Source organism: Chitinophaga alhagiae (assembly GCF_003568665.1).
Taxonomy (GTDB): Bacteria; Bacteroidota; Bacteroidia; order Chitinophagales; family Chitinophagaceae; genus Chitinophaga; species Chitinophaga alhagiae.
In genome coordinates this window covers 960330-986197 of the sequence record NZ_QXMH01000001.1, presented here as the reverse complement: position 1 = coordinate 986197, position 25868 = coordinate 960330, and the positions used below count along the sequence as shown (strand labels likewise).

At 54.5% G+C, this 25868-nt stretch carries 19 protein-coding genes; 17 read left to right on the top strand and 2 right to left on the bottom strand.

Annotated features, from left to right (window positions below):
* Positions 1-22 precede the first annotated feature (22 nt).
* The 6 genes from D3A97_RS03765 (at position 23) to lpxB (ending at position 6407) form a co-directional block, all read left to right on the top strand.
* Positions 23-2425 (top strand): 3-hydroxyacyl-CoA dehydrogenase/enoyl-CoA hydratase family protein, encoded by a 2403-nt coding sequence (locus D3A97_RS03765; protein WP_119076787.1) that lies wholly within the window; start codon positions 23-25, stop codon positions 2423-2425.
* A 34-nt stretch (positions 2426-2459) separates the two neighbouring features.
* Positions 2460-3356, top strand: a complete 897-nt coding sequence (locus D3A97_RS03760) for an ABC transporter ATP-binding protein (RefSeq protein ID WP_119076785.1) — start codon at positions 2460-2462, stop codon at positions 3354-3356.
* Between the two features lie 12 nt (positions 3357-3368).
* Positions 3369-4145, top strand: a complete 777-nt coding sequence (locus tag D3A97_RS03755) for an ABC transporter permease (RefSeq protein ID WP_119076783.1) — start codon at positions 3369-3371, stop codon at positions 4143-4145.
* Positions 4146-4215: 70 nt separating this feature from the next.
* A complete protein-coding gene (gene surE / locus D3A97_RS03750) occupies positions 4216-4995 on the top strand; it encodes a 5'/3'-nucleotidase SurE (RefSeq protein WP_119076781.1) in 780 nt (259 codons plus the stop codon).
* 10 nt (positions 4996-5005) lie between these two features.
* Positions 5006-5302: a hypothetical protein gene (locus tag D3A97_RS03745; protein ID WP_119076779.1), complete on the top strand. Its 297-nt coding sequence runs from the start codon at positions 5006-5008 to the stop codon at positions 5300-5302.
* A 1-nt stretch (position 5303) separates the two neighbouring features.
* Positions 5304-6407: a lipid-A-disaccharide synthase gene (lpxB, locus tag D3A97_RS03740; RefSeq protein ID WP_119076777.1), complete on the top strand. Its 1104-nt coding sequence runs from the start codon at positions 5304-5306 to the stop codon at positions 6405-6407.
* Here lpxB and D3A97_RS24995 read toward each other — a convergent pair.
* Complete coding sequence (locus D3A97_RS24995) at positions 6397-6564, bottom strand: DUF6728 family protein (protein ID WP_198673853.1); 168 nt, start codon at positions 6562-6564, stop codon at positions 6397-6399. The genes lpxB and D3A97_RS24995 overlap by 11 nt on opposite strands.
* A gap of 81 nt (positions 6565-6645) precedes the next feature.
* Positions 6646-7425, bottom strand: a complete 780-nt coding sequence (gene agaR / locus D3A97_RS03735; protein WP_119076775.1) for a transcriptional repressor AgaR — start codon at positions 7423-7425, stop codon at positions 6646-6648.
* 163 nt (positions 7426-7588) lie between these two features.
* On the opposite strand from agaR, the gene D3A97_RS03730 reads away from it, so the two are divergent.
* From D3A97_RS03730 to D3A97_RS03680, 11 genes are read left to right on the top strand one after another with little or no spacing between them, the layout of a single operon-like run.
* A complete protein-coding gene (locus D3A97_RS03730) occupies positions 7589-8809 on the top strand; it encodes an SIS domain-containing protein (RefSeq protein ID WP_157986337.1) in 1221 nt (406 codons plus the stop codon).
* Position 8810: 1 nt separating this feature from the next.
* A complete protein-coding gene (locus tag D3A97_RS03725; protein WP_119076771.1) occupies positions 8811-9758 on the top strand; it encodes a carbohydrate kinase family protein in 948 nt (315 codons plus the stop codon).
* Positions 9724-10575: a class II fructose-bisphosphate aldolase gene (locus tag D3A97_RS03720; protein ID WP_119076769.1), complete on the top strand. Its 852-nt coding sequence runs from the start codon at positions 9724-9726 to the stop codon at positions 10573-10575. The genes D3A97_RS03725 and D3A97_RS03720 overlap by 35 nt, the downstream gene beginning before the upstream one ends.
* Positions 10576-10619: 44 nt before the next feature.
* Complete coding sequence (locus D3A97_RS03715) at positions 10620-13703, top strand: SusC/RagA family TonB-linked outer membrane protein (protein WP_119076766.1); 3084 nt, start codon at positions 10620-10622, stop codon at positions 13701-13703.
* A gap of 24 nt (positions 13704-13727) precedes the next feature.
* Positions 13728-15278, top strand: a complete 1551-nt coding sequence (locus D3A97_RS03710; protein ID WP_119076764.1) for a SusD/RagB family nutrient-binding outer membrane lipoprotein — start codon at positions 13728-13730, stop codon at positions 15276-15278.
* Between the two features lie 11 nt (positions 15279-15289).
* Positions 15290-16567: an NHL repeat-containing protein gene (locus D3A97_RS03705; RefSeq protein ID WP_157986336.1), complete on the top strand. Its 1278-nt coding sequence runs from the start codon at positions 15290-15292 to the stop codon at positions 16565-16567.
* Entirely contained in the window at positions 16564-17751 is a 1188-nt protein-coding gene (locus tag D3A97_RS03700) for an NHL repeat-containing protein (RefSeq protein WP_119076759.1), read from the top strand. The genes D3A97_RS03705 and D3A97_RS03700 overlap by 4 nt, the downstream gene beginning before the upstream one ends.
* Before the next feature lie 27 nt (positions 17752-17778).
* Positions 17779-19710 (top strand): glycoside hydrolase domain-containing protein, encoded by a 1932-nt coding sequence (locus tag D3A97_RS03695; RefSeq protein WP_119076757.1) that lies wholly within the window; start codon positions 17779-17781, stop codon positions 19708-19710.
* A 16-nt stretch (positions 19711-19726) separates the two neighbouring features.
* The gene (locus tag D3A97_RS03690) at positions 19727-21685 is read left to right on the top strand and encodes a S9 family peptidase (RefSeq protein ID WP_119076755.1); all 1959 of its coding nucleotides are present in this window, start codon (positions 19727-19729) and stop codon (positions 21683-21685) included.
* Between the two features lie 28 nt (positions 21686-21713).
* A complete protein-coding gene (locus tag D3A97_RS03685; protein ID WP_119076752.1) occupies positions 21714-22616 on the top strand; it encodes a DMT family transporter in 903 nt (300 codons plus the stop codon).
* Positions 22617-22630: 14 nt separating this feature from the next.
* Positions 22631-25843 (top strand): DUF5107 domain-containing protein, encoded by a 3213-nt coding sequence (locus D3A97_RS03680; protein WP_119076750.1) that lies wholly within the window; start codon positions 22631-22633, stop codon positions 25841-25843.
* Positions 25844-25868: the final 25 nt, after the last annotated feature.

Genomic DNA, 25868 nt, shown 5'->3' with positions numbered 1-25868 from the left:
ATCATTCAAAAGCTGGAATACTATGCAAAGAAGGATCAACAAAGTTGCCGTGCTCGGCTCTGGCGTAATGGGATCAAGAATAGCCTGCCACTTTGCCGGTGTAGGCGTGAAGGTGCTGCTGCTGGATATTGTGCCCAAAGAGCCCAGCGACGCGGAAAAGGCGAAAGGATTAACCACAGACCATCCGGCTGTAAGGAACAGGATCGTGAACGAGGCGCTGCAGGCGGCCATCAAATCCAATCCCTCTCCACTGTATACCAAATCCGCCGCCAAACACATCACCACCGGCAACTTTGAAGACAATATGAAAGATATTGCGGGTTGCGGCTGGGTGATTGAAGTAGTGGTGGAAAACCTCGATATCAAGAAAAAAGTATTTGACCAGGTAGAGCAGTTCCGCAAACCCGGTACGCTCATCACTTCCAATACCTCCGGCATTCCCATTCACCTGATGGCGGAAGGCCGCAGTGAAGATTTCAGGAAACATTTCTGCGGCACGCACTTCTTCAACCCGCCGCGGTACCTGCGCCTGCTGGAAATTATTCCCACGCCGCATACAGACCCCGCCGTAACAGACTTCCTGATGCATTACGGACACCTGGTGCTGGGCAAAACCACCGTGCTGTGTAAAGACACGCCGGCCTTCATTGCCAACCGCGTTGGCGTGTTCTCCATCATGGCCATTTTCCACATCATGCAACAGATGAAGCTGGGCATAGATGAAGTGGATGCGCTCACCGGCCCGGTGATAGGCCGGCCCAAATCCGCCACCTTCCGCACTGCGGATGTAGTGGGCATAGACACGCTGGTGAAAGTGGCAAAGGGAGTGGAAGAGAATTGTCCAAATGATGAGGCGCGCAACATCATGAAAATACCGCCCTTCCTGCAAAAGGTGGTGGAGAACAACTGGCTGGGAGACAAAACGGGGCAGGGTTTCTACAAAAAAACAAAGGGAGAAGGCGGCAGCAAGGAGATACTGACGCTCAACCTGGAGACCATGGAGTACGGCCCCAAGCAGAAAGCGAAGTTTGCCAGCATAGAGGCCGCCAAACCGGTGGAAGACCTGAAGCAGCGCATCAAGATGCTGGCCGGCGCGTCTGACAAGGCCGGGCAGTTTTACCAGCAGTTCCATGCACGGCTGTTCTCTTACGTATCTCACCGCATCCCCGAAATTGCGGACGATCTCTATAAAGTGGACGATGCCATGAAAGCCGGTTTCGGCTGGGAAATAGGCGCGTTCGAAACGTGGGACCTGCTGGGCGTGGAAGCGGGTATCAAAACCATTACAGATAACGGCCTCACAGTGGCAGACTGGGTGAAAGACATGCTGGCCGCCGGCGTTCAGCAGTTCTACAAGGTAGAGAACGGCAAAAAGTTCTATTACGACCTGGCCACAAAGGCGTACAAGCCGGTGCCGGGCGCAGACAGCTTCATCATCCTCGAGAACTACAGCAGCAATATTGTCTGGAAAAACAGCGCCGCCAATGTGTATGACCTGGGAGACGGCATACTGGGGCTTGACTGGAAAACCAAAATGAACTCCATTGGCGGAGAAGTGCTGGAAGGCGTACACAAGGCCATAGACCTGGCGGAAAAAGACTTCCAGGGGCTGGTGATCGGGAACGACGGCGCCAATTTCTCCGCAGGCGCCAACGTGGCCATGATCTTCATGCTGGCGGCGGAGCAGGAGTACGATGAGCTGGACATGGCCATCCGCCTGTTCCAGCGCAGCACCATGCGCATCCGTTATTCTTCCATACCGGTGATAGTGGCGCCCCATGCCCTTACCCTGGGCGGCGGCTGTGAAATGAGCCTGCATGCGGACAAGGTGCAGGCCGCGGCGGAAACCTACATAGGCCTGGTAGAGCTGGGCGTAGGCCTCATCCCCGGCGGCGGCGGCACCAAGGAACTGACGCTGCGGGCCTCGGACGAGTACCAGGAAGGCCGCATCGAGATGCCTATTTTGCAGGAAAAATACCTCACCATTGCGCAAGCCAAGGTGAGCACTTCCGCTCATGAAGCATTTGAACTGGGTATTTTACGCCACGGTGTGGATGATATCAGCTACAACCAAAGCCGCGTGATTGCCGACGCCAAGGAAAAAGCCATAGAGCTGGCCAGCGAAGGCTACGTACGCCCCATAGAACGGACAGACGTGAAGGTGATGGGCCGCTCCGCCCTGGGCGCCATGCTGGCCGGGGTCAACGGCATGCGCTTCGGCAACTACATATCAGACCACGATGTGAAAATTGCGCAGAAGCTGGCTTACGTAATGTGCGGCGGGGACCTCAGCGAGCCCGCGCTGGTGAGCGAGCAATACCTGCTGGACCTGGAACGGGAAGCCTTCCTCAGCCTTTGCGGGGAGCGTAAAACCCTGGAAAGGTTGCAAAGTGTGATCAAAACAGGCAAACCGCTGCGGAATTAGTTATATATTGCATTAATTATAATATAAATTTCATTTGGAACAGCAGCAACAAATTCTATCCCTAGACCAGGTATCCAAGCGGTACGGGCGCATACAGGCGTTGAACAACGTGTCGTTCACCGTGCCGGCCGGCAGCGTGTTTGGCGTACTGGGGCCTAACGGCAGCGGTAAAACCACGCTCCTGGGCATCATTATGGACGTACTGAAGGCCAACGCCGGTACGTACACCTGGTTTGGGCAAACCCCGCATGAAGACCTGCGTAAAAGGATCGGCTCCCTGCTGGAAACCCCTAACTTTTACCACTACTATTCCGCCATCCGCAACCTGCAGATCACCGCCGCTGTGAAAGGCCGGGGAGAAGATGACATAGAAAGGGTGCTGCAGCTGACGGAGCTGTGGGAGCGGAGAGATTCCCGCTTTTCTACTTTCTCCCTGGGCATGAAGCAGCGCCTGGCCATTGCCAACGCCCTGCTGGGGCGGCCGGAAGTACTGTTGCTGGATGAGCCTACCAACGGCCTTGACCCCGCCGGCATTGCGGAGATCCGCGAGCTGATCCGCAACCTCGGGCAGCAGGGCACCACGGTGATCATGGCCAGCCACCTGCTGGACGAAGTGGAAAAGGTATGCAGCCATGTGGCCATCCTCAAAAAAGGCGTATTGCTCACCTCCGGCCATGTAGATGAAGTGCTGGCCAATGAAGACATGATCGAAATTGGCGCCGCTGACCTGGCCGGGCTGGAAGGCCTGTTGAAAAGCCTGCCGGAACTGAAATCCATCCGCCGCCACAACGGCAGCTTCCAGGTGGTGTTTTCAGACAGCCGTTCCGCCGAGCAGGTGAACCGTTACTGCTTCGAGAACGGCATTACCCTCAGTTACCTGGCCGTAAAACGGAAAAGCCTCGAGGCCCGATTTATAGAACTCACCAACTAACCATCTTCCAGCATGATACAATTACTGAAAATAGAGTGGATGAAAGTAAAGGCCTACCGCACTTTCTGGATACTCGTTGCCATCTTTGCCGTGGCCGGCCCGCTGCTCACCTCCGCTTATAAAAGCGTGAACACGCAGGTGTTTTCCAAGCTGCCCATGTTTCAAAACCCCTTCACTTTCCCGGAAGTGTATGAAACGGTAGCCTGGCTCACCAGCTTCATGACGCCAGTGATGGGCATATTGCTGATCATACTGCTCACCAACGAAAATAATTTCCGCACCATCCGCCAGAACATTATTGACGGCTGGAGCCGCAACCAGTACATTGCCGCCAAATTTGGCGTAATGCTGGTGATGGTGCTGTTCATCACCCTTATTGTAACGCTCACCGCCCTGATATTTGGCGCGCAGGCCGGGGGAGACCCTTCGGAGAAGACCTACATCATTCTCTGGTCTGCCCTGCAAAGCCTTACGTACCTTACCATCGCTTTTTTCCTGGGCACTTTTATGAAGCGCTCCGGCATTGCCATTGCTATTTACGTGTTCTACGCCTACGTGGGAGAATTTATGCTGGCCATGACGCTTGACTTCAAGGTGAAATTCCATTCCGGCGCCTTCCTGCCCATGGAATGTACGGACCGCCTGCTGCCGGGCCAGGGAAAAATTTTCAGGCAACTGATGCAAAAGGCCACACCGCCTTCAGATACCACGTACATCCTGATAGCGGCCGCTTACATCCTGCTGTTCGGTTATCTCAGCTGGCGTAAAATGAAAAAGGCAGACCTGTAACAACGGTTTATATAAATGTTAATACGAGGAATTGTAAATCGCAGCCTGTAAATTTGTTGATAAAAGTAAAATGGTGAAGAAGCAACCGCTCATACTGGTAACGAACGATGATGGTATTACCTCTCCGGGAATAAGGACCCTGATAGAGGCGGTGAAACCGCTGGGCAAGGTGGTAGTGGTAGCGCCAGACAGTCCACAGTCCGGCAAGGGCCACGCCATTACACTGGGCTTCCCGTTGCGCCTGAGCGAAGTGAATATTTTCGATGATGTGGAAGCCTGGACCTGTTCCGGTACGCCGGTAGACTGTGTGAAGCTGGCGCGGGATAAGATACTGGACCATGTGCCTGACCTTTGCGTGAGCGGTATCAACCATGGCGCCAACCATTCCATCAACATCATCTATTCCGGCACCATGTCTGCCGCTATGGAAGCGGCCATAGAAGGCATCCCGTCCGTCGGCTTCTCTTACCTCAACTATTCATACGATGCAGACCTGAGCATCTGCCGCAAGGTGGCGCACGAAGTCACCAAAAAAATGCTGGGCGCCCCCTTGCCGCCGCACACCCTGTTTAACGTGAACATTCCCGATGTAGCGGCCTCGCAATACAAGGGCATCCGCATCACCCGCCAGGCCAATGCCAAATGGGTAGAGGAGTTTGACGAGCGCAGGGACCCTACCGGCAAAAAGTATTACTGGCTCACCGGTGAGTTCAAGAACCTGGATGCCGGCGAAGACACAGACGTGTGGGCACTGGACAACGGCTACACCTCACTGGTGCCCGTACAGTTCGACCTCACGGATTTCCGATTGAAGAAAAAACTGGAAGATGAGTGGAGCTTCCAGGCTTAATCCAATAGCCATGCTGAAACAGGACAAATTATCGCTGGGCATATTGCTGGGGCTGTTAACCCCCGGCGTTGCTTTTTTCATTTATTACCTGGCCGCCTTTCTGCCACGCGATCTGAGCCTGCCTGATTTTTTTGTGATGCTGAAAAACAACAAACAGCTCATTCCCAAGATCATCAGCATCTGCCTGCTGGCCAACGGCATTGTGTTTTACCTGTACACCCGCAAGCGGCGCGATCTCACTGCCCGCGGCATTTTCCTCATTACATTATTGTACGCAATCGTTATCTTGCTGCTCAAAATTATCTGAGTTGAAGTATTACCTCATAGCCGGTGAAGCCTCCGGAGACCTGCACGGCAGCAACCTCATCAAACAGATCAGGCAGCTGGACGCCGCCGCCAGCATCCGTTGCTGGGGCGGGGACCTCATGGAGCAGGCAGGCGCTACCGTAGTGAAACACTACCGTGAGCTGGCGTTCATGGGTTTTATTGAGGTAGTGATGAACCTCCGCACCATCCTGAAAAACCTTGACCGGTGCAAGGCAGACATACAGGCCTTTCAGCCAGACGTGCTGGTGCTGATAGACTACCCCGGCTTCAACATCCGCATAGCCGAATGGGCGCGGCAGCAGGGGCTGAAAATAGTTTATTACATCAGTCCGCAGGTATGGGCCTGGAAAGAAGGACGTGTCAAAAAGATCAGGGAGAACGTAGACAAGATGCTGGTGATATTGCCGTTCGAAAAAGAATTTTACCGCAAGTGGGAGTATGAGGTGGAATACGTTGGCCACCCGCTGATAGAGGCTGTAAAGGCCGCCCGGGAGGCTCCCGCGTTACCCCGTTTTTCGGAAAAACCTATTATTGCCCTGCTGCCCGGCAGCCGCAAGCAGGAAGTGAAAGAAAAACTGCCGGTCATGCTGTCTATGGCCCGGTATTACCCGGAGTACCAGTTCATCATGGCGCAGGCCCCCAGCCTGGATGACAGTTTTATCCGCCCCTTTACCGCCGCTTACCCCAATGTGTCCGTCATAAAAGGGCAAACGTACCAGCTGCTGATGCAGGCCTCCGCCGCGCTGGTCACCTCCGGTACCGCCACGCTCGAAACTGCGCTGTTCGGCGTGCCCGAAGTGGTTTGTTACAAGGGCAGCCCCGTGTCTTATTTCTTCGCCAAACACCTTATCAAGGTAAAGTACATTTCGCTGGTCAACCTCATTATGGACAAGCCGGTGGTGAAAGAACTGATCCAGCACGACCTCACGGAAGAAAACCTGTTGAAAGAACTGACGCTGCTGCTGAAAGATGAGGCCCGCCGCGAGCAGATGAAGGCAGACTATGCCGTGCTCTGGACGCTGCTGGGAGACGGCACCGCTTCGCGCAGGGCCGCGGAAGCTATTACAGGCATGCTTACCGCCTGATCAGTTTAATGATCAGGATAATAATGGCGATCAGGAAGAGGATAATGGAGATCCTGTTCATGCCGTGCATCAGTTTGATGTTGGTGTTGACAGGAGCATTGGGATCTCTTTTCCTGATATAGAGGTATTGCAGTATTTGGCGCCAGATGCTTTTCATACCTGCAAATATCCGCATTTCATTGAGAAGATGATATAAGAACAAGGGCTGACCATTATTTGGTCAGCCCTTGTTCTTACCTTAAACGATGATCACTTTTATGCCGGCATTCTCCAGCTTTTTCTGATCATCGGGCAGTATCCGGTTATCGGTAATTACCATATGGATCTTGGAGACCGGCGCAATAAACGCCAGGCAGCGCTTGCGGAATTTGCTGGAATCTGTTACCACAATTACCTGGTAAGAAATATCGATCATCACCCGGTTAATATGCGCTTCTTCCAGGTTGGGTGTGGAAATGCCGTAGGCGGGGTCAAAGCCGTCTACCGCCAGAAAGAGCTTGTCGCAATGATAGTTCTTGAAACTTTCTTCAGCTGTTGTGCCCACCAGCGACTGTGATTTTTTCCGGAGAACGCCGCCGGGCACAATGATATTTACGTTCTCGTGTTCGTTCAGCTGGTTAACGATATTGATGGCGTTCGTAATAACTGTTACGGGCATGGACTTTTGCAGGTTCCTGGCAATTTCCATGGTAGTGGTGCCGGAGTCTAGAATAATGGTTTCACCTTCCCTTACCAGTGCAGCGGCGGCCTGGCCCACCCGCTTCTTTTCTTCGAGATGTTGTTTGTTTTTATCTGACAGTGAAAAGTCCGTTCCTACGCGGTCTACCTTGATGGCGCCTCCCCGGGCCCGTATCAGCACATGCTGTTCTTCCAGTTTTCCCAGGTCATTGCGGATGGTCACCTCGCTAACGTCCAGCGCTTTGCTAAGGGCGGCAACATCTACCTGTCCAAAGGTATTCAACTGGTCAATAATATAAACTCTCCGGCTTACTGTTGATTTTTTAGCGTGTTCGTTCATATATGGATGTGATCTTATTTGTATTTCCCCCGCACAATGAAACGAAAGGAAAAGTTAGGTTGCCGGCCAAAAATAAGATAAAAAAATAACAAAAAAAGATTGGAAATGAAAAATAAGGTTTTAATTTTGGTTAGACATGAAACGAAAGGTTATAAAAATGAATTTGGACGATAATAAGTTTCAAAACCTTGATTTTTCGAAAGCAACTTATCTTGGTTATACCCATGAAGCGCTGAAAATGCTGGGGGGCATCCATACCGCCAGGGAAATTGACCAGCAGCCGGAGCTGTGGTTAAAAACAACGGCATTGCTGGCCGGCTGCCTGCCGGAGCTGCGGGCTTTTCTGGGAACGGCCTTTAGTGAAGAGAAGCTGGAAGTGATCCTGACCGGCGCCGGTTCTTCGGCCTATATCGGTTCTATCCTGAAGGGGCCTTTCCAGAAGAACACCGGCAAACATACCCGGGCCATTGGCACAACAGAATTGCTGACGCACCCGCTGCATTACTTTAATGAGCAGGACGTGGTGCTGCTGGTATCATTTGCCCGGTCGGGCAACAGCCCTGAAAGTGTGGCGGTGCTTGAGCTGGCGGACCGGCTTTGTAAAAAGGTGTACCATCTGATTGTGACCTGCAGCGCCACCGGCCGGCTGGCCATGAGTACGGGAGGGGAAAATGAATACCTGTTCCTGCTGCCCGGGCAGGCGGATGACCAGAGCCTGGTGATGACGAGCAGCTTCACCTCCATGTTGCTGGCGGGCCTGGCATTATCACGCCTGGAAGACTTTGCGCAGTTCTCGGAGCAGGTAGACATACTGGCCGCCTATGGCCGCAAGGTGATACAGGAATATGCTCCCCGTTTAAAAGAGGTGGCCGCGCTTGATTTCCGCCGCGCCATTTTCCTGGGGTCGGGGGCTTTGCAGGGCACCGCCGAAGAGGCGCAATTAAAAATGCTGGAAATGACCGCCGGCAGCGTCATTGGCAAAAGCGATTCTTTCCTGGCGTTCCGGCATGGCCCCAAAGCGGTGATAGACGCTTCGTCCCTGATGGTTTACCTGTTTTCCAATGAACCCTATTCCCTGCAATACGAAAAAGACCTGGTAGCGGCGGTGAACGCGGGGGAGCGGGGGCTTTACAGCATTGGCGTGATGGAGAACGGCTCCCAGGTAGAAGGGCTTGACCTGGAAATTTCCCTTACAGGCCCCGGCAAAAAAATAGACGAGGCTTTGCTGGCTGTGTGCGGCATTGTACCCGTGCAGGTGCTGGGCTTTTACAAATCCCTGCAATGCGGGCTGCGGCCGGACAACCCTTCAGACAGCGGCACCATTACCAGGATCGTGCAGGGGGTCAACATCTATCCTTTTAACCGGAATATTCAGGAGGATTGATATGAAAAGATTTGATGTCATAGTAGTAGGAGAGCTGAATGTAGATCTCATCATGAGCGGCATATCAGCTTTTCCCGAAGTAGGCAAGGAAGTGCTGGGCAACCGCATGGTGCTTGTGCTCGGCAGCTCTTCCGCAATTTTTGCCAGCAACCTGGCATCCATGGGGGTGAAAGTAGCGTTCATCGGCAAGCTCGGCATGGACGTGTTTGGCGATTTTATACTCAGCTGCCTGGAAGAAAAAGGGGTGGATACCAGTATGATAAAACGCAGCACGCTTTTACAGACCGGGGCCACCGTTGCGCTCAGCTATGGAGAAGACAGGGCCATGGTAACCTACCCCGGCGCCATGGCCCAGCTGGTACCTGCGGACATACGGGTGGAAATGCTTGCGGAAGCAAGGCATGTTCATTTCTCCTCCTACTTCCTGCAGCCAGGCATCCGGCCTTATGTGAGAGAGCTTTTCCGTACCGCCAAAAGCCTTGGCCTTACCACCTCTTTTGACCCGCAGTGGGACCCCGAAGAGAAATGGGACATAGATCTTCAGCAGATGCTGCCGCATGTAGATGTATTTCTGCCCAATGAAAAGGAATTGCTGCTGCTCACCAGGTCTTCCTCGCTCCCGCAGGCCATTGCATCGGTTACAGGCAGCGGGCATATCATAGCGGTTAAACAGGGCGGAAAAGGATCGTACTGCTGCAACAGGCAGGAAGCGCTATTCAAACCCGCCTATTACAACAAAAGCGTGGTAGATGCCATTGGCGCGGGAGACAGCTTCAACGCCGGGTTTATTTACAAGTTCCTGCAAAACACCAGCCTGGCCGGCTGCCAGGAGTTCGGCAACCTGACCGGCGCTGTTTCCACAACGGCCGCGGGCGGCACTGCCGCATTTACAAATTTTAAAAACCTTATGGACTATGCCAGACAAAAATTCGGGTACGAAGGTGGCTGACCTGACCCGCCGCCTGAAAGCGGCGCAGCAAAAAGGCGCCTGCCTGCTGGCCACCAATTTTTACAATTACGAAACCTTGTGCGGCGTGCTGCAGGCGGCCGCGCAAATGAAGCAGGCCATTATACTGCAGCTGACCGAAAGCTCTATCAATTATATGGGGCTGCAGGTAGCGGTCAACATGGGCAGGTCTGCGCTGGAACAGTATGGCGTGGAGGGCTGGCTCCACCTGGACCATGGCGGTTCCGTTGAGCTGGTGGCCCGCGCGCTGGATGCCGGGTTTGATTCGGTGATGATAGATGCCAGCGAGAAAAGCCTTGAAGAGAATATTGCCATTACCGCGCAGGTAGTAGCAATGGCCCGCCCATACAATGTGAACGTGGAAGCGGAGCTGGGGTATGTGGCCAAACTGGGCCAGGCGGCTGATAAAGTGGCATTTACCGACCCGGAAGAGGCCCGCTTTTTTGTAGAGCGGACCGGGGTACACGCGCTGGCGGTAGCCATTGGCTCCGCGCATGGTTTTTACAAAGAAGAACCGGCCCTTGACCTGGAACGGCTGAGCGAGATACATGCGGCCACAGATGCGGCGCTGGTGTTGCACGGCGGTTCCGGCATACCCGGCAACATACTGCAGGAGGCCATGCGGCGGGGAATTTGCAAGCTCAACCTGGCCACCGAGATCAAGAACATTTTTATGTCCACGCTAAAAAAAGACATGCAGAACAATGCCGGCATAGACCTGAGAGAAACTTTCCCACCCGCTATTACCGCGGTACGAGACCTTGTTAAAAGTAAGCTGCAGCTGCTCGCTGCAGGCTGATCCGAATTACGCAAAGTTTATTTATCAACTGAAACAGATCTAGTATGTTTAAAGCATTTCCGCTTACGCTGTTGCTCATGCTCCTTGGGGCCACAGTAGTTCAAGCTCAGACCAGAATTGTAAAGGGCCGGGTGCTGGACGCATCAGGCCCCCTGTACCGCGCCTCTGTAGGGGTTGCAGGGAGCGCTAACGGCACTTTCACGGATGAGGCGGGCAACTTCAGCCTCAGTGTGCCGGCCGGCAGCGTAACGCTCGTTATTTCTTCCGTTGGTTATACTACCCTGCAAAGGACCGTTGAAGCCGGGGAAAAAGAGGTTACCATTACACTGGAGCAGCAAAATGTAAAGCTGGGAGAAGTGGTAGTGACGGCTCTCGGTATTGGCAGAAAGACCCGCTCGCTGGTATACGCCACGCAAACCGTAAAACCGGCTGAACTGACGGAAGTGAGAGACCCCAACAATGTGCTCAACTCTTTCCAGGGTAAAATTCCCAATGCCTTTATTACCCAGGGTTCAGGCGGCGTGGGCAGCCCGGCAAAAATAGTGCTGCGCGGCAACCGCTCCATCCAGGGCACCAACAGCGCGCTGATCGTGCTGGATGGCGTACCTATCTACAACTCGGGCTTTGACAACATGGCCTCCAACATCAACCCTGACGATATTGAATCTGTCAGCGTACTGAGAGGCGCTTCGGCCGCGGCGCTTTACGGCAGCCAGGCTGGTAACGGCGTTATTGTGATCACTACCAAAAAGGGAGTGGAAGGAAAATTGGCGGTAACGTACAATGCCGGCGTTACAGTAGAAAGCCCGTTCTCGCTACCGCGTGTGCAGAACCGGTACGGGCAGGGGAACATGGGCCAGATGAACACAAATGTAGGAGAAAGCTGGGGCGCTGAAATGAATGGCCAGTCCTATACGGACCACTTCGGCAACCCTGCCGTTTATTCGGCGCAGCCAAAGAACATCCGGGACTTTTTCCGGACGGGCCTTAATCTTAATAACGCCATCGGCATCTCCGCCGGGAACGAAAAAATGCAGGGGTACCTTTCCCTCACCAACAACACGGTGCAAGGCATCATCCCTAATAACGACCTGCGCAGGAACGCTGTTAACCTCCGTCTTTCCAACCAGCTCAGCAAACGGCTGTCAACAGACGCCAAGATCACCTATTTCACGCAGCAAACAGATAACAAACCCCGGAACGGGGAAGGGAATACCCCGGTGCTGGATATTTACCAGATATCAAGGAACGTAACTACCGCGCAGGCGGAACGTTATATGGAGATCAACGAACTGGGCGTACCGGTACCCGCCCCCTGGCCTTCCACGCTGGGCTCTATTTACGGTAACCCGTACTGGGTGGTGAACATGGACAACCTGAATGAAACGCGGGATCAGGTGATGGGCTTCATTTCCGCCAAATACCAGATAGTACCCTGGTTAAGCGTTACCGGCAGGGCCAACCTGGACAGATCTTATACTAACGCGGAGCAGAAAACCTACCAGGGAACGCTGCTGTGGGCCACCAAACCGGGCGGGTACTACTCCAAGCTCAGCGCTGTTTCCACCCAGCAATGGTACGATGTTATGTTTTCAGGAGACAACGCCCTTTCGGAGAAATTCAGGCTGAATTACAACGCGGGCGCCATTTACCAGAAGAGCGAGTTTGACCAGACGCTCTCCATTGCGGATGGTTTGAACGTAACCAACAAGTTCAGCCCCAACTTCGCAACAGCCCCGCAAATTGTTTCTTCCGGTACCGCGGTTATTACGCAGTCCGTTTTCGGCCAGGCCAACTTTTCCTATGCCGATGCGCTGTACCTGGATGCGAGCGTGCGTAACGACTGGGATTCCCGCTTGCCCGCGCCGCATTCCTTTACCTACTATTCCGCCGGTCTGGCAGCCATTATTTCAGACCTCGCCAAACTGCCGGAGCCGATCTCTTTCCTGAAAGCCAGCATTAACTACGCAGAAGTAGGCAACGGCGGGCAGTTTGGCCTGCTGGCCGCCAGCTATGACTATGTACCGGGCGCCGGCAACGGCTACCTGTTCAGAAAGAGCATACTGCCTTTCCCGCAACTGAAACCGGAAATTGTCAAGAACCTGGAAGCCGGTATAGAAGCGCGTTTTCTCCAAAACAGGCTGGGCCTGGCGGTTACCTACTACAAGGCCAATTCGCTCAACCAGTTGCTGACCATCACCATACCGGTGGCAACCGGTTATTCTTCACAGTACATCAACGCCGGCAATATCAGGAACCAGGGCGTGGAGTTTGTGCTGACCGCCACGCCGCTCAAAAAACAATCCTTCAACTGGGATGTAACCTACAACCTTGCCTTTAACCGCAATAAGGTAATTGCCCTGAGCGATGAGCTGAAGCTGGTGAACCTGGGCTCTTACATTGACTTTGGCGGCCTTCCGCAGGTGAAGGAAGGCGGCAGCTATGGAGATATGGTAGCACACCGCTGGGCACGGAACGAGAATGGCCAATACCTTGTTACCGCGGCCGGCAAGCCGCTTACTACAGACGTGCTGGGCGAAGAGCCGGGCTACATCGGCAATTTTAACCCGAAGGCCACCATGGGCCTTACCAATAACTTCTCCTACAAGGGCATTTCCCTGAGAGTATTGGTAGACGGGCGTGTAGGTGGTATTGTGGTATCCGGTACGGAGCAGAACCTGGCGTTCAGCGGTATTACGGAAGGAACGGAGGCACACCGGGAAGGCGGCTGGAACCTGGGCGGCGTGGATGAGCACGGCCAGGCGGTAACTGCTGAAATAGACGCGCAGGGATTCTGGCAAACCGCGTCCGGCAAACGTTTTGGCGTAGGTGAGTTTTTTGCCTACGATGCTACGAGCTTCCGCGTGCGGGAGGTATCGCTGGGATATAATATCCCGCTCCGCTCTTCCGCCGGCATTATCAAATCAGTCAAAATATCAGCTGTGGGCCGCAACCTGGCCTGGCTGTACCGGGGTAAATCCCTGCTGGACATACCGGGCCTTCCCAAACGAAAAATGTGGATGGACCCTGATATGGGGCTTGGCATCGGCAATACGCTGCAGGGTGTGGAGTACGGGGCGTTTCCGTCCACGCGCAGCGTTGGGCTGAACCTGAATGTTACTTTTTAACGGTCAAACTAAAAATACTGCAATATGAAAAGCGCCACAATATTGATGAAAGCGGCCTTGTGTGGTTTTCTGGCCCTGTGTTCCTGTACAAAAAAATTCGGGGAAACCAATATAGACAAAAACAGCATTGCTCAAATAGGCCCTGCCGAACTGCCGTTCCTGTTCTCGGGAGCCATTGCTTCGGTACCCTGGGGAGACCAGGTGGCACAAAACCTGTTTGCAGACCAGTACGCACAGTATTTTGCCTGCAATGTTACCTACTTCCCGTCTGACCGCCTGGTGATAGTAATGGATTGGGCGCAGAACCATTTTGACCCGATCTATACCAGGGTAGTGCCGCAACTGCAGGCCATTTTTGAGGCTACGGAAGAAAATTCCGCCGAGCATGCGCTGGCACAGGTATGGTGGGTGTACGCTTTCCACCGCGTAACGGATTACTGGGGCCCTATTCCTTATTTTAAAGCAGGAGAGCCTGCCTCTTCAGTGCCTTACGATCCGCAAGACAAGATCTATGATGATTTTTTCAAACGGCTGGATGCGGCGGTGGCCATACTGAAAAACCACACGGGAGAGACGCCTTACGGCTCCTATGATATTATGTATGGCGGCAACGTGAACAAATGGATCAAGTTTGCCAATACATTGCGCCTGCGCCTTGCATTGAGAATTTCAAAAGCAGACCCCGCCCGCGCGCGCACGGAAGCGGAAGCGGCATATGCCGCGGGAGTGTTTGCCGCCAGTCCGGAAGACGATGCGTATGTGCTGAAAAGCAACAATGACAATAACAGGCTTTCTGTGATGTCTGACTGGAACGAGTTCAGGATGAGCGCCGCCATGGAATCTGTGATGAAAGGGTATAATGATCCGCGGCTTCCCGAGTATTTTATTCCTGCCGTGGGATCAGGTACCTATGAAGGTTTGCGGAACGGCCTTTCCAACGCCCAGCTGGCGGCGCCAGCCAACCAGGCTTCCGCCAACTCGCACGTTGGCCCCCGCTGGAGCTCACCCGCGGCCGGCGGTATTGCCAGTTTCCTGACTACGCCATGGGCCGTAATGACCGCCGCGGAGGCCTATTTCCTGCGCGCGGAAGGCGCCCTTTTGGGCTGGAGCATGGGCGGCACCGCAAAGGAGCTGTATGAGACCGGTATCACCAATTCCATGAAACAATGGGGCATTGCAGACAATGCGGCCATACAGCAGTATATTAACAGTGCGGCAGTGCCGGTAGCGCCCGGAGACTTCCTGAACTCGCCCGCCCTCAGCAACATACCGGTCAAATTTCACGCGGCCAGCGCGGCCATACAGCTGGAACAGATCGCCACGCAGAAATGGCTCTGCCTTTTTCCCGATGGCGTGGAAGCATGGGCTGAATACAGGAGGAACCATCTCCCGAAACTATACCCGGTGGCCAATTCTGATAACCCTGACATCAGCGATCCATCTACGCAATGGATCAGGCGCATGCCCTTCCTGCTGTCTGAAAAGATCAGCAATGGCCCCGAAGTGGAAAAAGCAGTGGGCTTGCTGGGCGGAGAAGATAAAATAACAACCCCGCTCTGGTGGGACAAAAACTAAAGAAGGTAACTATGATAAAACTCTTGCACAACATATGGTACAAGACCGCGGGCCTGACCGCGGCGGCAATGATGGTGATGCTGGCGGAAGCCGGCGCGCAGGACGCGGGTTTGATCGGGAAAGCGCATTTTCAGTTCATCGAATATCCCGATTTCCCGGAAGCCAATTCCACCTGGGGAGATATTGGTTTTAACCCGAAAGACCAGTGCGTATATGTAGGCGTTACCAACCACCGGAACAAGATCGGCTGGTATGTATACAATACGGTCAGCAAATCCATTGGCCTGAAGGGATTCATCAGTGACCTGGGGCATTTACGGCCCTTCCAGTGGCAGGGAAAGATACACACCAAGGTGGTATTTGACCGGCAGGGCGCTGTGTACTTCGGTACAGACGGTGGAGAATCCCGGGAGGAGTACCTGATGGACCACCCCAAAGGGTACGCGGGCGGCTACCTGATGAAGTGGGAACCGGCGCAGAACAAGCTGGTGAACCTGGGTATGACGCTGCAGTATGAAAGTATCAAAGACGTAGACGTAGATCCCTTCACCGGTAAAATCTATGCGATCACTTACCCGCAGGTACATTTTATTGTGTATGACCCGGCCACCAACAACATGCAGGACCTGGGCCGCCTGGGCAGCGCGCATGTGCCCCGGGTAATGTTTACGGACCAGTGGGGCAATTGTTACTATGTAGACTGGCGCCAGCGCCTGGTGAAGTATGAGAAAAGCACCGGCAAGCTGGTGTTCTCTCCCCATAGCCTGCCCGCTTTTGAAGGTACGCCCGGAGAGCACATTATTACCGGCATCACAGGGTATGCGAAAGATCATAAAAAAGGGGAAATCTACTTTGTTACCTACGGCGCCAAACTCGTCCGGTTCCGGCCCACTGAACACGGCATAGGCGCTGTAGAAGACCTTGGCGGCGTATATGAAGCGGAAGGCCGGGAGCGGTGGCGCTACTATGTGCCCAACCTGAATATAGGCGCCAACGGCAAGTTATACTACATTATCGGCGGCCACGGCAATTTTGCAAAAAAAGACAGGACCCTCCTAATGGAGTTTGACCCGGAAACCCGCCGGCACAGGACCTTGCATGAGTTTGCAGAAAGCGAGCTGTCTGAGGCTACCGGTTCCGACATCAGAGACAACGAAGGGAACATTTATTTTGCGGGAAGGAAACAACTGCAATACGACAAGAACTCGGTGCATGCCCAGAAACAGCTGGACAATGGTATTTCCGTGCCCTTCATTTTTAAATTTAATCCTGACAAGCAGCTTCAATGAAACAATTCATATCCATAACGGCCTTGTTGTTGTGTACCGCCCAGGCGTTTGCGCAATACACTTTTTTTGAGCCGAAAGAATCATTTGCCATAGAGGTATCGCTAGACAATACTACCCTGAAACGCCTGCCGGTTTACCGTAACGCCGTATCCGCGCTGGCCGTTAGCGGAGACCACATACTCGGCGGAACGTCTGCTGGAGAGGGGCTGTCCCCTTTTATCTTCGTGGCCTCGCTTTCCCGCAGGGAACTGACGCACATGCTGGACCTGGGCAAAGCCATACCCGGCCAGCGAAGCGTGGCCGCGGGGTTCTGTAAGGGCGGCAGCGTATTTTACGCCGGCACCATTGCCAACAATGAAGCGGGCGGGCATATTATGCGCATTACCCTCGGCAGTAACGGGCAGCCCGTGGTGAAAGACCTGGGCATACCGGTGCCGAAAGAGGGCATATTTTCGCTTACAGCAAATGATGCAGGTACCATGCTGTACGGCATCAGCTACCCGAAAGGCATTTTCTTCAGCTATGATGTGGCCCGCGGAAAAGTGACCACGTTCAACAACCTGGTGCCTTCCGATAAAGACCTGCGGCAACTCACCCATGAGTACGCCATGGAACCGGAAGAGTTCCTGGGCAAGGCGCTGGTAACGGACCAGCAGGGGCGTGTGTATGGCAGCCTGCCGGTGAACAAACTGTTCCGCTTCGACCCGCAAACGCAGCAGTTTACCATACTGGACAATTACCTGCCGGAAGTGTGGGGGAGAAGAACGCTGGGGCAGGTAGAAGCCTGGGCCAGGGCGGCGGATGGCAAGCTGTATGGCGGCAACCGGGGAGACGGGCAGCTATTTGAGCTTGACCCCGCCACCCTGAAAATGAAGAACCTGGGCAAGCCGGTAATGATGAACCGGTTGCGCGCGCTGAGCTTTGCCAGGGATGGTAAACTTTATGGCATCGGCGGCGGGCAGCCCGGCTACGCCCACCTGTTCAGCTACAATACAACAGAAGGTTTCCGTGATTATGGCAACCCGCAGTTTACGCTGGTGGCGCCCGGGCTGGAGCAAGGCATTGCCTGGCGCGGGTTCCAGATAGGCAGCATGGCGGCCTCGGCAGACGGGAAGTATGTTGTAATGGGAGAAGATGAAGCGCTGAGCCAACTGCTGATCTTTGCCGTAGAAGAGAATAAATGAACATTTTTATAAAGTATATTCACTGTTATGCCAAAATTGCTGCACTTCCTTTCAATTGCATTTTTTTTCGCGCTGGCAGCAGGTTGCCAGCCTGCTGATAAACAGGGCGCCTGGAGCCTGGCCGTTCTGCCATCTTCTGTGAGGCTCAACCCGGCTACCAACGAGATAATAGAGACCCGTTTTGCCGGCTACAAAAAAGCGCCGGGCAGCGAAACGCCCTCCCTGCGCAAGAACTGGGTATATGATGGTGCTAAAGCCACCCTTCGGGGAGCGCGCGGTGAATACGTATCGTTCCAGCTGGTGGTATCTAACCACACCGCGGATTCTGTGCTGAAGGCCATCCAGATCTCCCTGCCGTCTTTCAGTAAAAACGGCGTGCAGCTCAATGTTGCGCCGGAGCTGTTCCTGGAATGGGCCGTTGAAGTGAAAGCCCCCAGCACAGGCTATCCAAAGGCCTCACTGGGTAAAGGCTGGTACCCCGATGCGCTGATACCCATGCAGTATGTGCAGGCAGACTCTTCCGCCGTGCATGGCAGGTGGGTATACCCTTTGTGGCTGCCGGATTTTAATAACCGGATAGATGACCAGCAATCGCTGGTAGTATGGGTAGACCAGTTCATCCCTTTTGAAGGAGAAAAAGCGCCTGCGGGAGAATATACGTCCGCTATTGCTGTTACCATTGGCGGGCATACGCAGGAGATACCGGTTACGCTGCATGTATGGGACTTTGCACTGCCGAACTCCAATGAACTGAAGGCCAGTTTGCAGCAAGAAGGATTTCTCAGCTCCATGAATGAAAAGCAGGAGCTGGAATATTACCAGCTGTTCAAACGGAACCGCATTGCGCTGATGGACCCTACCTACAAACCCGTGATGCAGGAAGGGCCTAAGGGCATCAGCCTGGACTGGAAGGCTTTGGATGAAAGGCTGAACAAGTACTTTACGGGAAAAGCGTTTACGGAAGAGTACGGCTACCGCAATGGCCCCGGATATGGAGAGCCCATAGAAACTTTTGTGCTTCCCTTTGATGTTCACGGCAAACACGGAGAGCTGGGCTGGCCGGAAACCGGGAGCCCCGCGGTTGAACGCAATCCGGAGAACAAAAGCCGGTATGTGAAGGCCATTCAACAGGTCAGGGAACACCTGAAGGGTGTTATCGATCCGCAAAAAACAGACATCACCGTTTACCTCAACGGGCTGGATGAATCATACAACCAGGAGGCGTACACCAGAATGATCTACTATGGCCAGCTATTCCGCGAGTTTTACCCGGAAGCGTACTACCGTATAGACGGCGCGTATGACGAAAGTGCCATGGAGCAGGTACACTCCTCCATCAGTTCCTGGGCGTCTCACACCATCAACTATGACCCGGAAAAGGTAGGCAAATACCAGGAGGCGGGGTTGAAAGTATGGTTGTATGGCCCCATGGTATATGAAGGAAAAGTAAACAGCTGGGTAGGCAGCTCGTCGTTCACAGACCTGCCGTTGCTGAACGACCGTGCTATCAGCTGGGCTTCCTGGAAATACAAGACCCGCTCCTGGCTCAGTTGGGGGATTGGCGTAAACGGGAAAGGCGGCTGGTATGATCCTGAATCGTGGAAAGACGAGTATAAGGAAGGGTCTGATTCAGATCCGGACTACACGTATAAAAAACTGAACGGCAGCTCGCTGATGGTGTACAGCGGCGATGTGGTGCCCCATGTAAGCGGCCCCTGCCCATCCATACGCCTCAAGGCCATGCGGGACGGCGTGCAGGAATACGAGTACCTGCGCCTGCTGCAGCAGCTTGACGGTAATAGCACCCGGGCAGACAGTATTGTGAACACTATCATAAAGAAGCCGTTCGGCGAACAGTCTATCGGCAACCTGGACGTATGGAGCTATGACCCGCAGGAGTGGGATAATGCCCGCCTGCTGCTGGGCAGGCTGATCAGCGACAAGGTTCAACAACGGTAACAAAACGATCAGGCACTTGAAAGAAAACAAAACAGGTAACGCATGTTTCAGCGCGCTGGAATGGGAGCAGGTGATGCAGCTCGGTGAAATAGCGCTTTCGCCGGATGGCCTTACGCTGGCCTTTGTGCGCAGCCGCCGCAGTGTAGAACAGAATTGCGTGATAGATGAGTTGCTGCTGACCGCAACAGCTGGCGGCAGTACTATTTGCATTGGCAAAGGAACATCGCCGGTATGGCATCCCAATGGTTTGAGCCTGTTCTTTGAACAGGAGGAGAACGGCGTTCCGTTTATCTGGCAATATCACCTGGCGTCAAAAGAAAAAAAGCGGCTGGCGCCGGTTTATCATTCAGACTATTTCCTGGGGCACCTGGCCGATAAAAAGTTCACCATTTCGCCAGACGGCCGTTTCCTGGCATACATCAGCACCCCGCCGCCGCCGGCAGTTACCGGCCATCCAGCAATAGTGGTAGTGGAACGCCTGTTGTACAAAACGCGCGGCGGCCGTACACGCCCGCTGTTTGCCGATGGCGGCTATTCGCAGATATGGTTGCTGCCGCTGGAAGGCGGCGTGCCGTTGATGCTCACTACCGGTAACTACCATCATTATTCACCCTGCTGGTCCGCAGACGGGCGGCATATTGCGTTCATCTGCAACCGTACGGATAACCCTGACTATAATCATCGCAGCACCCTCTGGACGGTAGCGGCAGATACCGGTGTGATACAGGAGGTGGCCGCGCACCCGGGCACGCGGTTCAAACCCGCCTGGTCTCCTGACAACCTGCACATTGCCACCCTGGTAACAGCAAGCGAGCTTAGCTCTAAAGACAGCCCGGCAGATGATACCCAGGTTTACATCACGAACGTGGAAACAGGGAAAGACCAGTGTATCTCAGCGCAGCTGGACAGGCGGGCGGATAACCTTTGCTGGCACCCCGGCGCGCAGGCGGTATACTTCACCGCCGGAGACAAGGGGGCTACCAATATCTATATGGCCGGGCTGAACGGGGAAGTAAAACCGGTAGTGACCGGCAACGGCCTCATCAAAGAATACTGCATGGATGGCAGCGGCACGCGGCTGTATTTTATCAGGAACGCCGTGACCCTGCCGGATGAGATTTATGTATACGATGCCAATACCGGCCGGGAGCGGCCTTTGACAGACCTGCACGCCGGCCTGCTTGCCCGCTGCGGCTTTTCCCCGGCGGAAACGTTCTGGTTTGCCAGCCACGATGAAACTGCGGTACAGGGTTGGCTGATGAAACCGGGCGGCTGGCGGGAAAACGTTCGCTACCCGCTGTTGCTGGTGGTGCATGGCGGCCCCCATAACATGTTCGGTTTTGAGTTTGAAGAAAGAATGCAACTGCTGGCCGCAAACGGTTATGGGGTGCTTTTCATCAATCCCCGGGGCAGCCACGGGTATGGGCAGGCTTTTTCAATGGGCACACTGCTCAACTGGGGCGGGCACGATTTTAAAGACCTGATGGCCGGGCTTGACCATGTGATACAGCGCCATAGCTGGATAGACGAGAACCGGCTGGGCATCACCGGCCAGAGCTACGGCGGGTTTATGGCCAACTGGGCCATTACGCAGACCAGCCGTTTCAGGGCGGCGGTGGTAGATGGCGGCATCAGCAACCTGGTCAGCTTTGCGGGCACTTCATTATACCACCTGCTGACGGAGGCGGAATTTGGCAAACCCTGGGATAACTACTCCCTGCTGTGGCAATGGTCGCCACTATGCCATGTGAAGCATGTGAGAACGCCTGCTCTTTTTCTGCACGGCGAGCGGGATTACGAGGTGCCGGTACAGCAGGCGGAAGAAATGTATACAGCGCTCAAAAAACTGGGCGTACCCTCGGTAATGGTGCGGTATATGGAAGAAGGGCACGGGTGGCGGCCCGATCTGAGGCCGCTTAACAGGCTGGATGTGTACAGCCGCATGGTACAATGGTTTGACAAGTATTTGCTGTGACCAGCAGCAGGATAAAAAAGAATTAAGCATGAAACAAGGAAACTATTGGTTGGCGTTTGTAGTGATACATGTCATCTTCATAGGCGTTTGGGGAGCTTTGATAGAGATACCCGAAAAGAACGGTTTCCCTTCCACGTTAGGGTATGTGGTGTGGGCATTGTGTATGGTGCCCGCGGCCCTTGTTGCATTAAAAATAAACGGCTGGAAAATGACGTTGAGCAAACCCGCCGCTGTTCTCGGAATGCTCGTGGGTTTGCTGGGCGCCGGCGGGCAGCTGGTATTGTTCTACGTGCTGCGCGTAGTGCCTGCCTACCTTGTATTTCCCGTACTGTCCCTGACGCCGGTAGTCACTATTTTGCTGGCGGCCGTTTTCCTGAAAGAGCGTACCACCTTCCTGGGCTGGATAGGCATAGGCCTGGCGGTAGTGGCCATTGTACTGCTTTCCTATCAACCCCAGGGCCAGCCCGGCGGTACCGGCCTTACCTGGTTGCTGCTGTCTGCCATTCCGCTGGTGGCCTGGGGCGCACAGGGGTTTGCCATGCGCTGGGCTAACAAGGTGAGCAACGCAGAAACTATTTTTGTGTACATGACCATTTCTTCGCTGCTGTTTATCCCGGCAGCGTTGTACATGACAGACTTTTCCCGTCCCGTCAACTGGGGCGCCGGCGGCCCTTTGCTGGCGGCAGGCGTACAGATGCTGAATGCCATTGGCGCGCTTTGCCTGGTATATGCTTTCCGTTACGGTAAAGCCATATTCATAGCACCCATGACCACCGCGCTCTCCCCGGTATTGACCGTTATCATCTCATTGCTCATATATGCAGTAGTGCCGCATACCATGATCGTTGCAGGCATATTGCTGGCAGTTACATCGGCGGTGCTGATGGTGCTGGAAGAAGGTAAAGCTGACCAGCTGCAGGTCCAACATTAAAATAACGTTCGTATATGATCCACTATTTATATCGCTTCCTGCTGGCCGGGAACCTGGTCCTTTTGGGCGTTACGGTATCCGCCCAGCAGCCTGTATCCGTGAAAGAGGCGGCCACGCCTTTTAAAACGTATCCTTATTCAGATCCCAACCCGGTTGCGCCCATGGCGGTGAAAGGAACAATTGGCCGGTTCTACCCGTACTTTATGTTTGATGGGTATACCGCAAAAGACACTGTGATGAACTGGCGCCTTGTTACCCTCAATAACGGGCTGATTACCGTAAAGATAATGCCGGGGCTTGGCGGGAAAGTGTATGGCGCCATTGAGAATGCCAGCGGCGAGGCTTTTGTGTATATGAACGATGCGATCAAGTTCAGGGCCATTGGCAGCAGGGGGCCGTGGACCAGCGGAGGCATAGAACATAACTTCGGGCTGGACCTGGGGCATGCGCCCTGGGCGGCATCGGCGGTAGACTATATGATCACGCGGCATGCAGACGGCAGCGCGGATTGTACCGTGGGAGGGCTTGACCTGGCCTCCCGGTCCCAATGGCGGGTAACGGTGCGGCTTGCGCCGCGCACCGCATATTTTGAAACAAAAGCGCTATGGTATAACCCTACGCCCTATCACCAGGCATACCTCTCCTGGGAAAATGCGGCATTCCGCGCCAGCAACGACCTGGCTTTTTATTTCCCCGGTAATTATTTCATTGGCCACAACGGCGAAGCGGAGCCCTGGCCGCTTACCAAAGACGGGAGGGATATTTCCCTTTACCGGAACAACAATTTTGGCAGCAGCAAATCCTATCATATCATGGGCGATTCGCGCAACTGGTTTGGCGGCATCTGGCAGCAGCGGCAAATGGGCTTTGGCCACTGGGCGCCCTACAGTGATGCGCCTGGCAAAAAGCTGTGGATATGGTCGCTGGCGAGGGATGGCGGTATATGGGAAGACCTCTTGACAGACCATAACGGGCAGTACATAGAGGCGCAATCCGGCGCCAATTTTAACCAGCCTGACCTGTACAGCGGTTTTCACAGCCCTTTTAAACAACTGGCATTCCGCCCCGGGTATACGGAGACCAAACAGGAAGCGTGGTTTCCGGTAAAAGGTTTGCAGGGTATCAGTGATGCCTCGGAGTGGGGCAGCCTCTATGTTGTTCGCGGCCGGGATAGTTTACAGGTATGGATAAGCCCGAACCGGCCAGCAAAAGACAGCCTTGTAATACGTTTGAACGGGCGGCCGTACGCTGCCGTGATGGCGGCGCTGCAGCCGCTGCAAATGTATTACCGCGCTTTTTCATTGCGGGGTAATGAGGGCGCGCATGTAAGTGTTGCTCTCGGGGCGGGCAAGCTGTATTACAGCAGCAATACGGAAGAGACCGCCGCCGCAAGGCCGATGGTTTCCGCTGACAAGCCTTTGCCGGATGACGCGGAGCGGCAGTTCCTGATAGGCGAAGACAAAAACAGCATGCGCCTGTTTGATGAAGCCATGCAACATTACACCGCCTGCCTGCAAAAAGAGCCGGGACATTTACAGGCCCTGGTGCGCATGGCGGAGCTGCACCACCGCCGCGGCAACAACCAGGAAGCCCTTGCCTACGCGCTGGATGCGCTTCGCATCAACACCTACGATGGCGGCGCCAATTTTATAAGAGGGGTGATAGAAAGAAGCAATGGCAATTTGTGGCAAGCCGCAGAAGCCTTTGGCGTGGCGGTAAGAACCATGGAGTTCCGGTCTGTAGCCTATACCGGCCTGGCGGGTATCAGCATGCAGCAGCGGGATTACCAGGCCGCCGCAACGTATGCGGGCCGTGCATTAGAGTATAACTATAACAACCTGGATGCCCATGCGCTGATGGGTACGGCGTACCGCAAGCTGGGGCGGGCCACGCAAGCGCTGCAGGCGTTTGACCGTTTGCTGGCTACAGACCCGCTGAGCCACTACGCCCGCTTTGAAAAATATCTGCTCAAACCTTCAGCAGCGGCGCTGGCATCATTCAAAGCCGCTATCACCAATGAGTTCCCGCACGAAACTTACCTGGAGCTGGCGCTTGGTTATGTGCAAAACGGCATGGAAAAAGAAGCCCTCGCCCTGCTGGAGCAGGCGCCCCCGTACCCCACGGTATATTATTGGCTGGCTTACCTGAACAAAGACCATGCGCCGGCCCGCAGCCGTACATGGCTGGAGAAGGCCAACGCCCTGTCTGCCAGGCTGGTGTTCCCTTTCAGGGCGGAAACGGCGCCTGTGCTGCAGTGGGCGCTTGAACAGGGAGGTTCCTGGAAACCGGCGTATTACCTGGGTTTGCTGCATTGGCACCATCATCGCTCGGAAAAGGCAAGGGCATTGCTGGCGGGTTTGGGAAACCAGCCTGATTTTGCTTATTGCTACCTGGCGCGGAGCGTGCTGTTTGCGGCAGATAGCACGGCAAAGGCGTCCAACCTGCACGATATCCGCAGGGCAATTGAGCTGCAGCCGGAGGAATGGCGCGCCAGGCAGCTGCTTACGGAATATTATGTGCGGCATCGGCAACCGGCGGCCGCGCTGGAGGCTGCTGAAACAGCGGCCCGGCTGTTCCCCGCCAACCCCGTTATGCAAATGGATCATGCAAAAATGCTGCTGGAAAACGGCCGGGCAGCGGCATGTGCCGCGGTATTGAATAACCTGCGGATCTTCCCGCAGGAAGGGGCGCAGGAGGGGCGCCGCCTTTTTGAAGAAGCATGGCTTTCCATGGCCCTTGAAAAGGTGCGTGAAAAGGATTATCGCACCGCCCTCCGTTACCTGGATACATCGCGGGGCTGGCCTGAGAACCTGGGCTCCGGCAAACCTTTTGAACCAGACAACCGCCTGCAGGATTACCTGGCGGCCTTCTGCGAAAAGGAGCTTTCCAATTCCGCGGGCGCGGAGCGGTACAGGCGGTCTATTGAGCAATATACCAGGCAGCAATGGCCTGAAGCGGCAGGGCCATTGGATAATTACATCGGGCTTTCATTGCTTCGTTCTACCGGGAACGCGCCACTGGCGGATGAACTGTTAACGGCCTGGCGGGCAAAGCAGGATTCCCTGCATTATTGGGGACTACCCTCGTTGGTGCTCACGCCGGAGTACCGTTGGGTAATGGCCGCGCAGCAAGGAGAAGGGGAGCGGGCGGAACAGGTGAAGGCGGCGGTGCTGAACAGGCGGGGGCGTTTGTTTTTTGAGGCCAGGATGCTGGTGGAGGGCAGGTAGCAGGGGCCGGCTTTGATTGACCAGC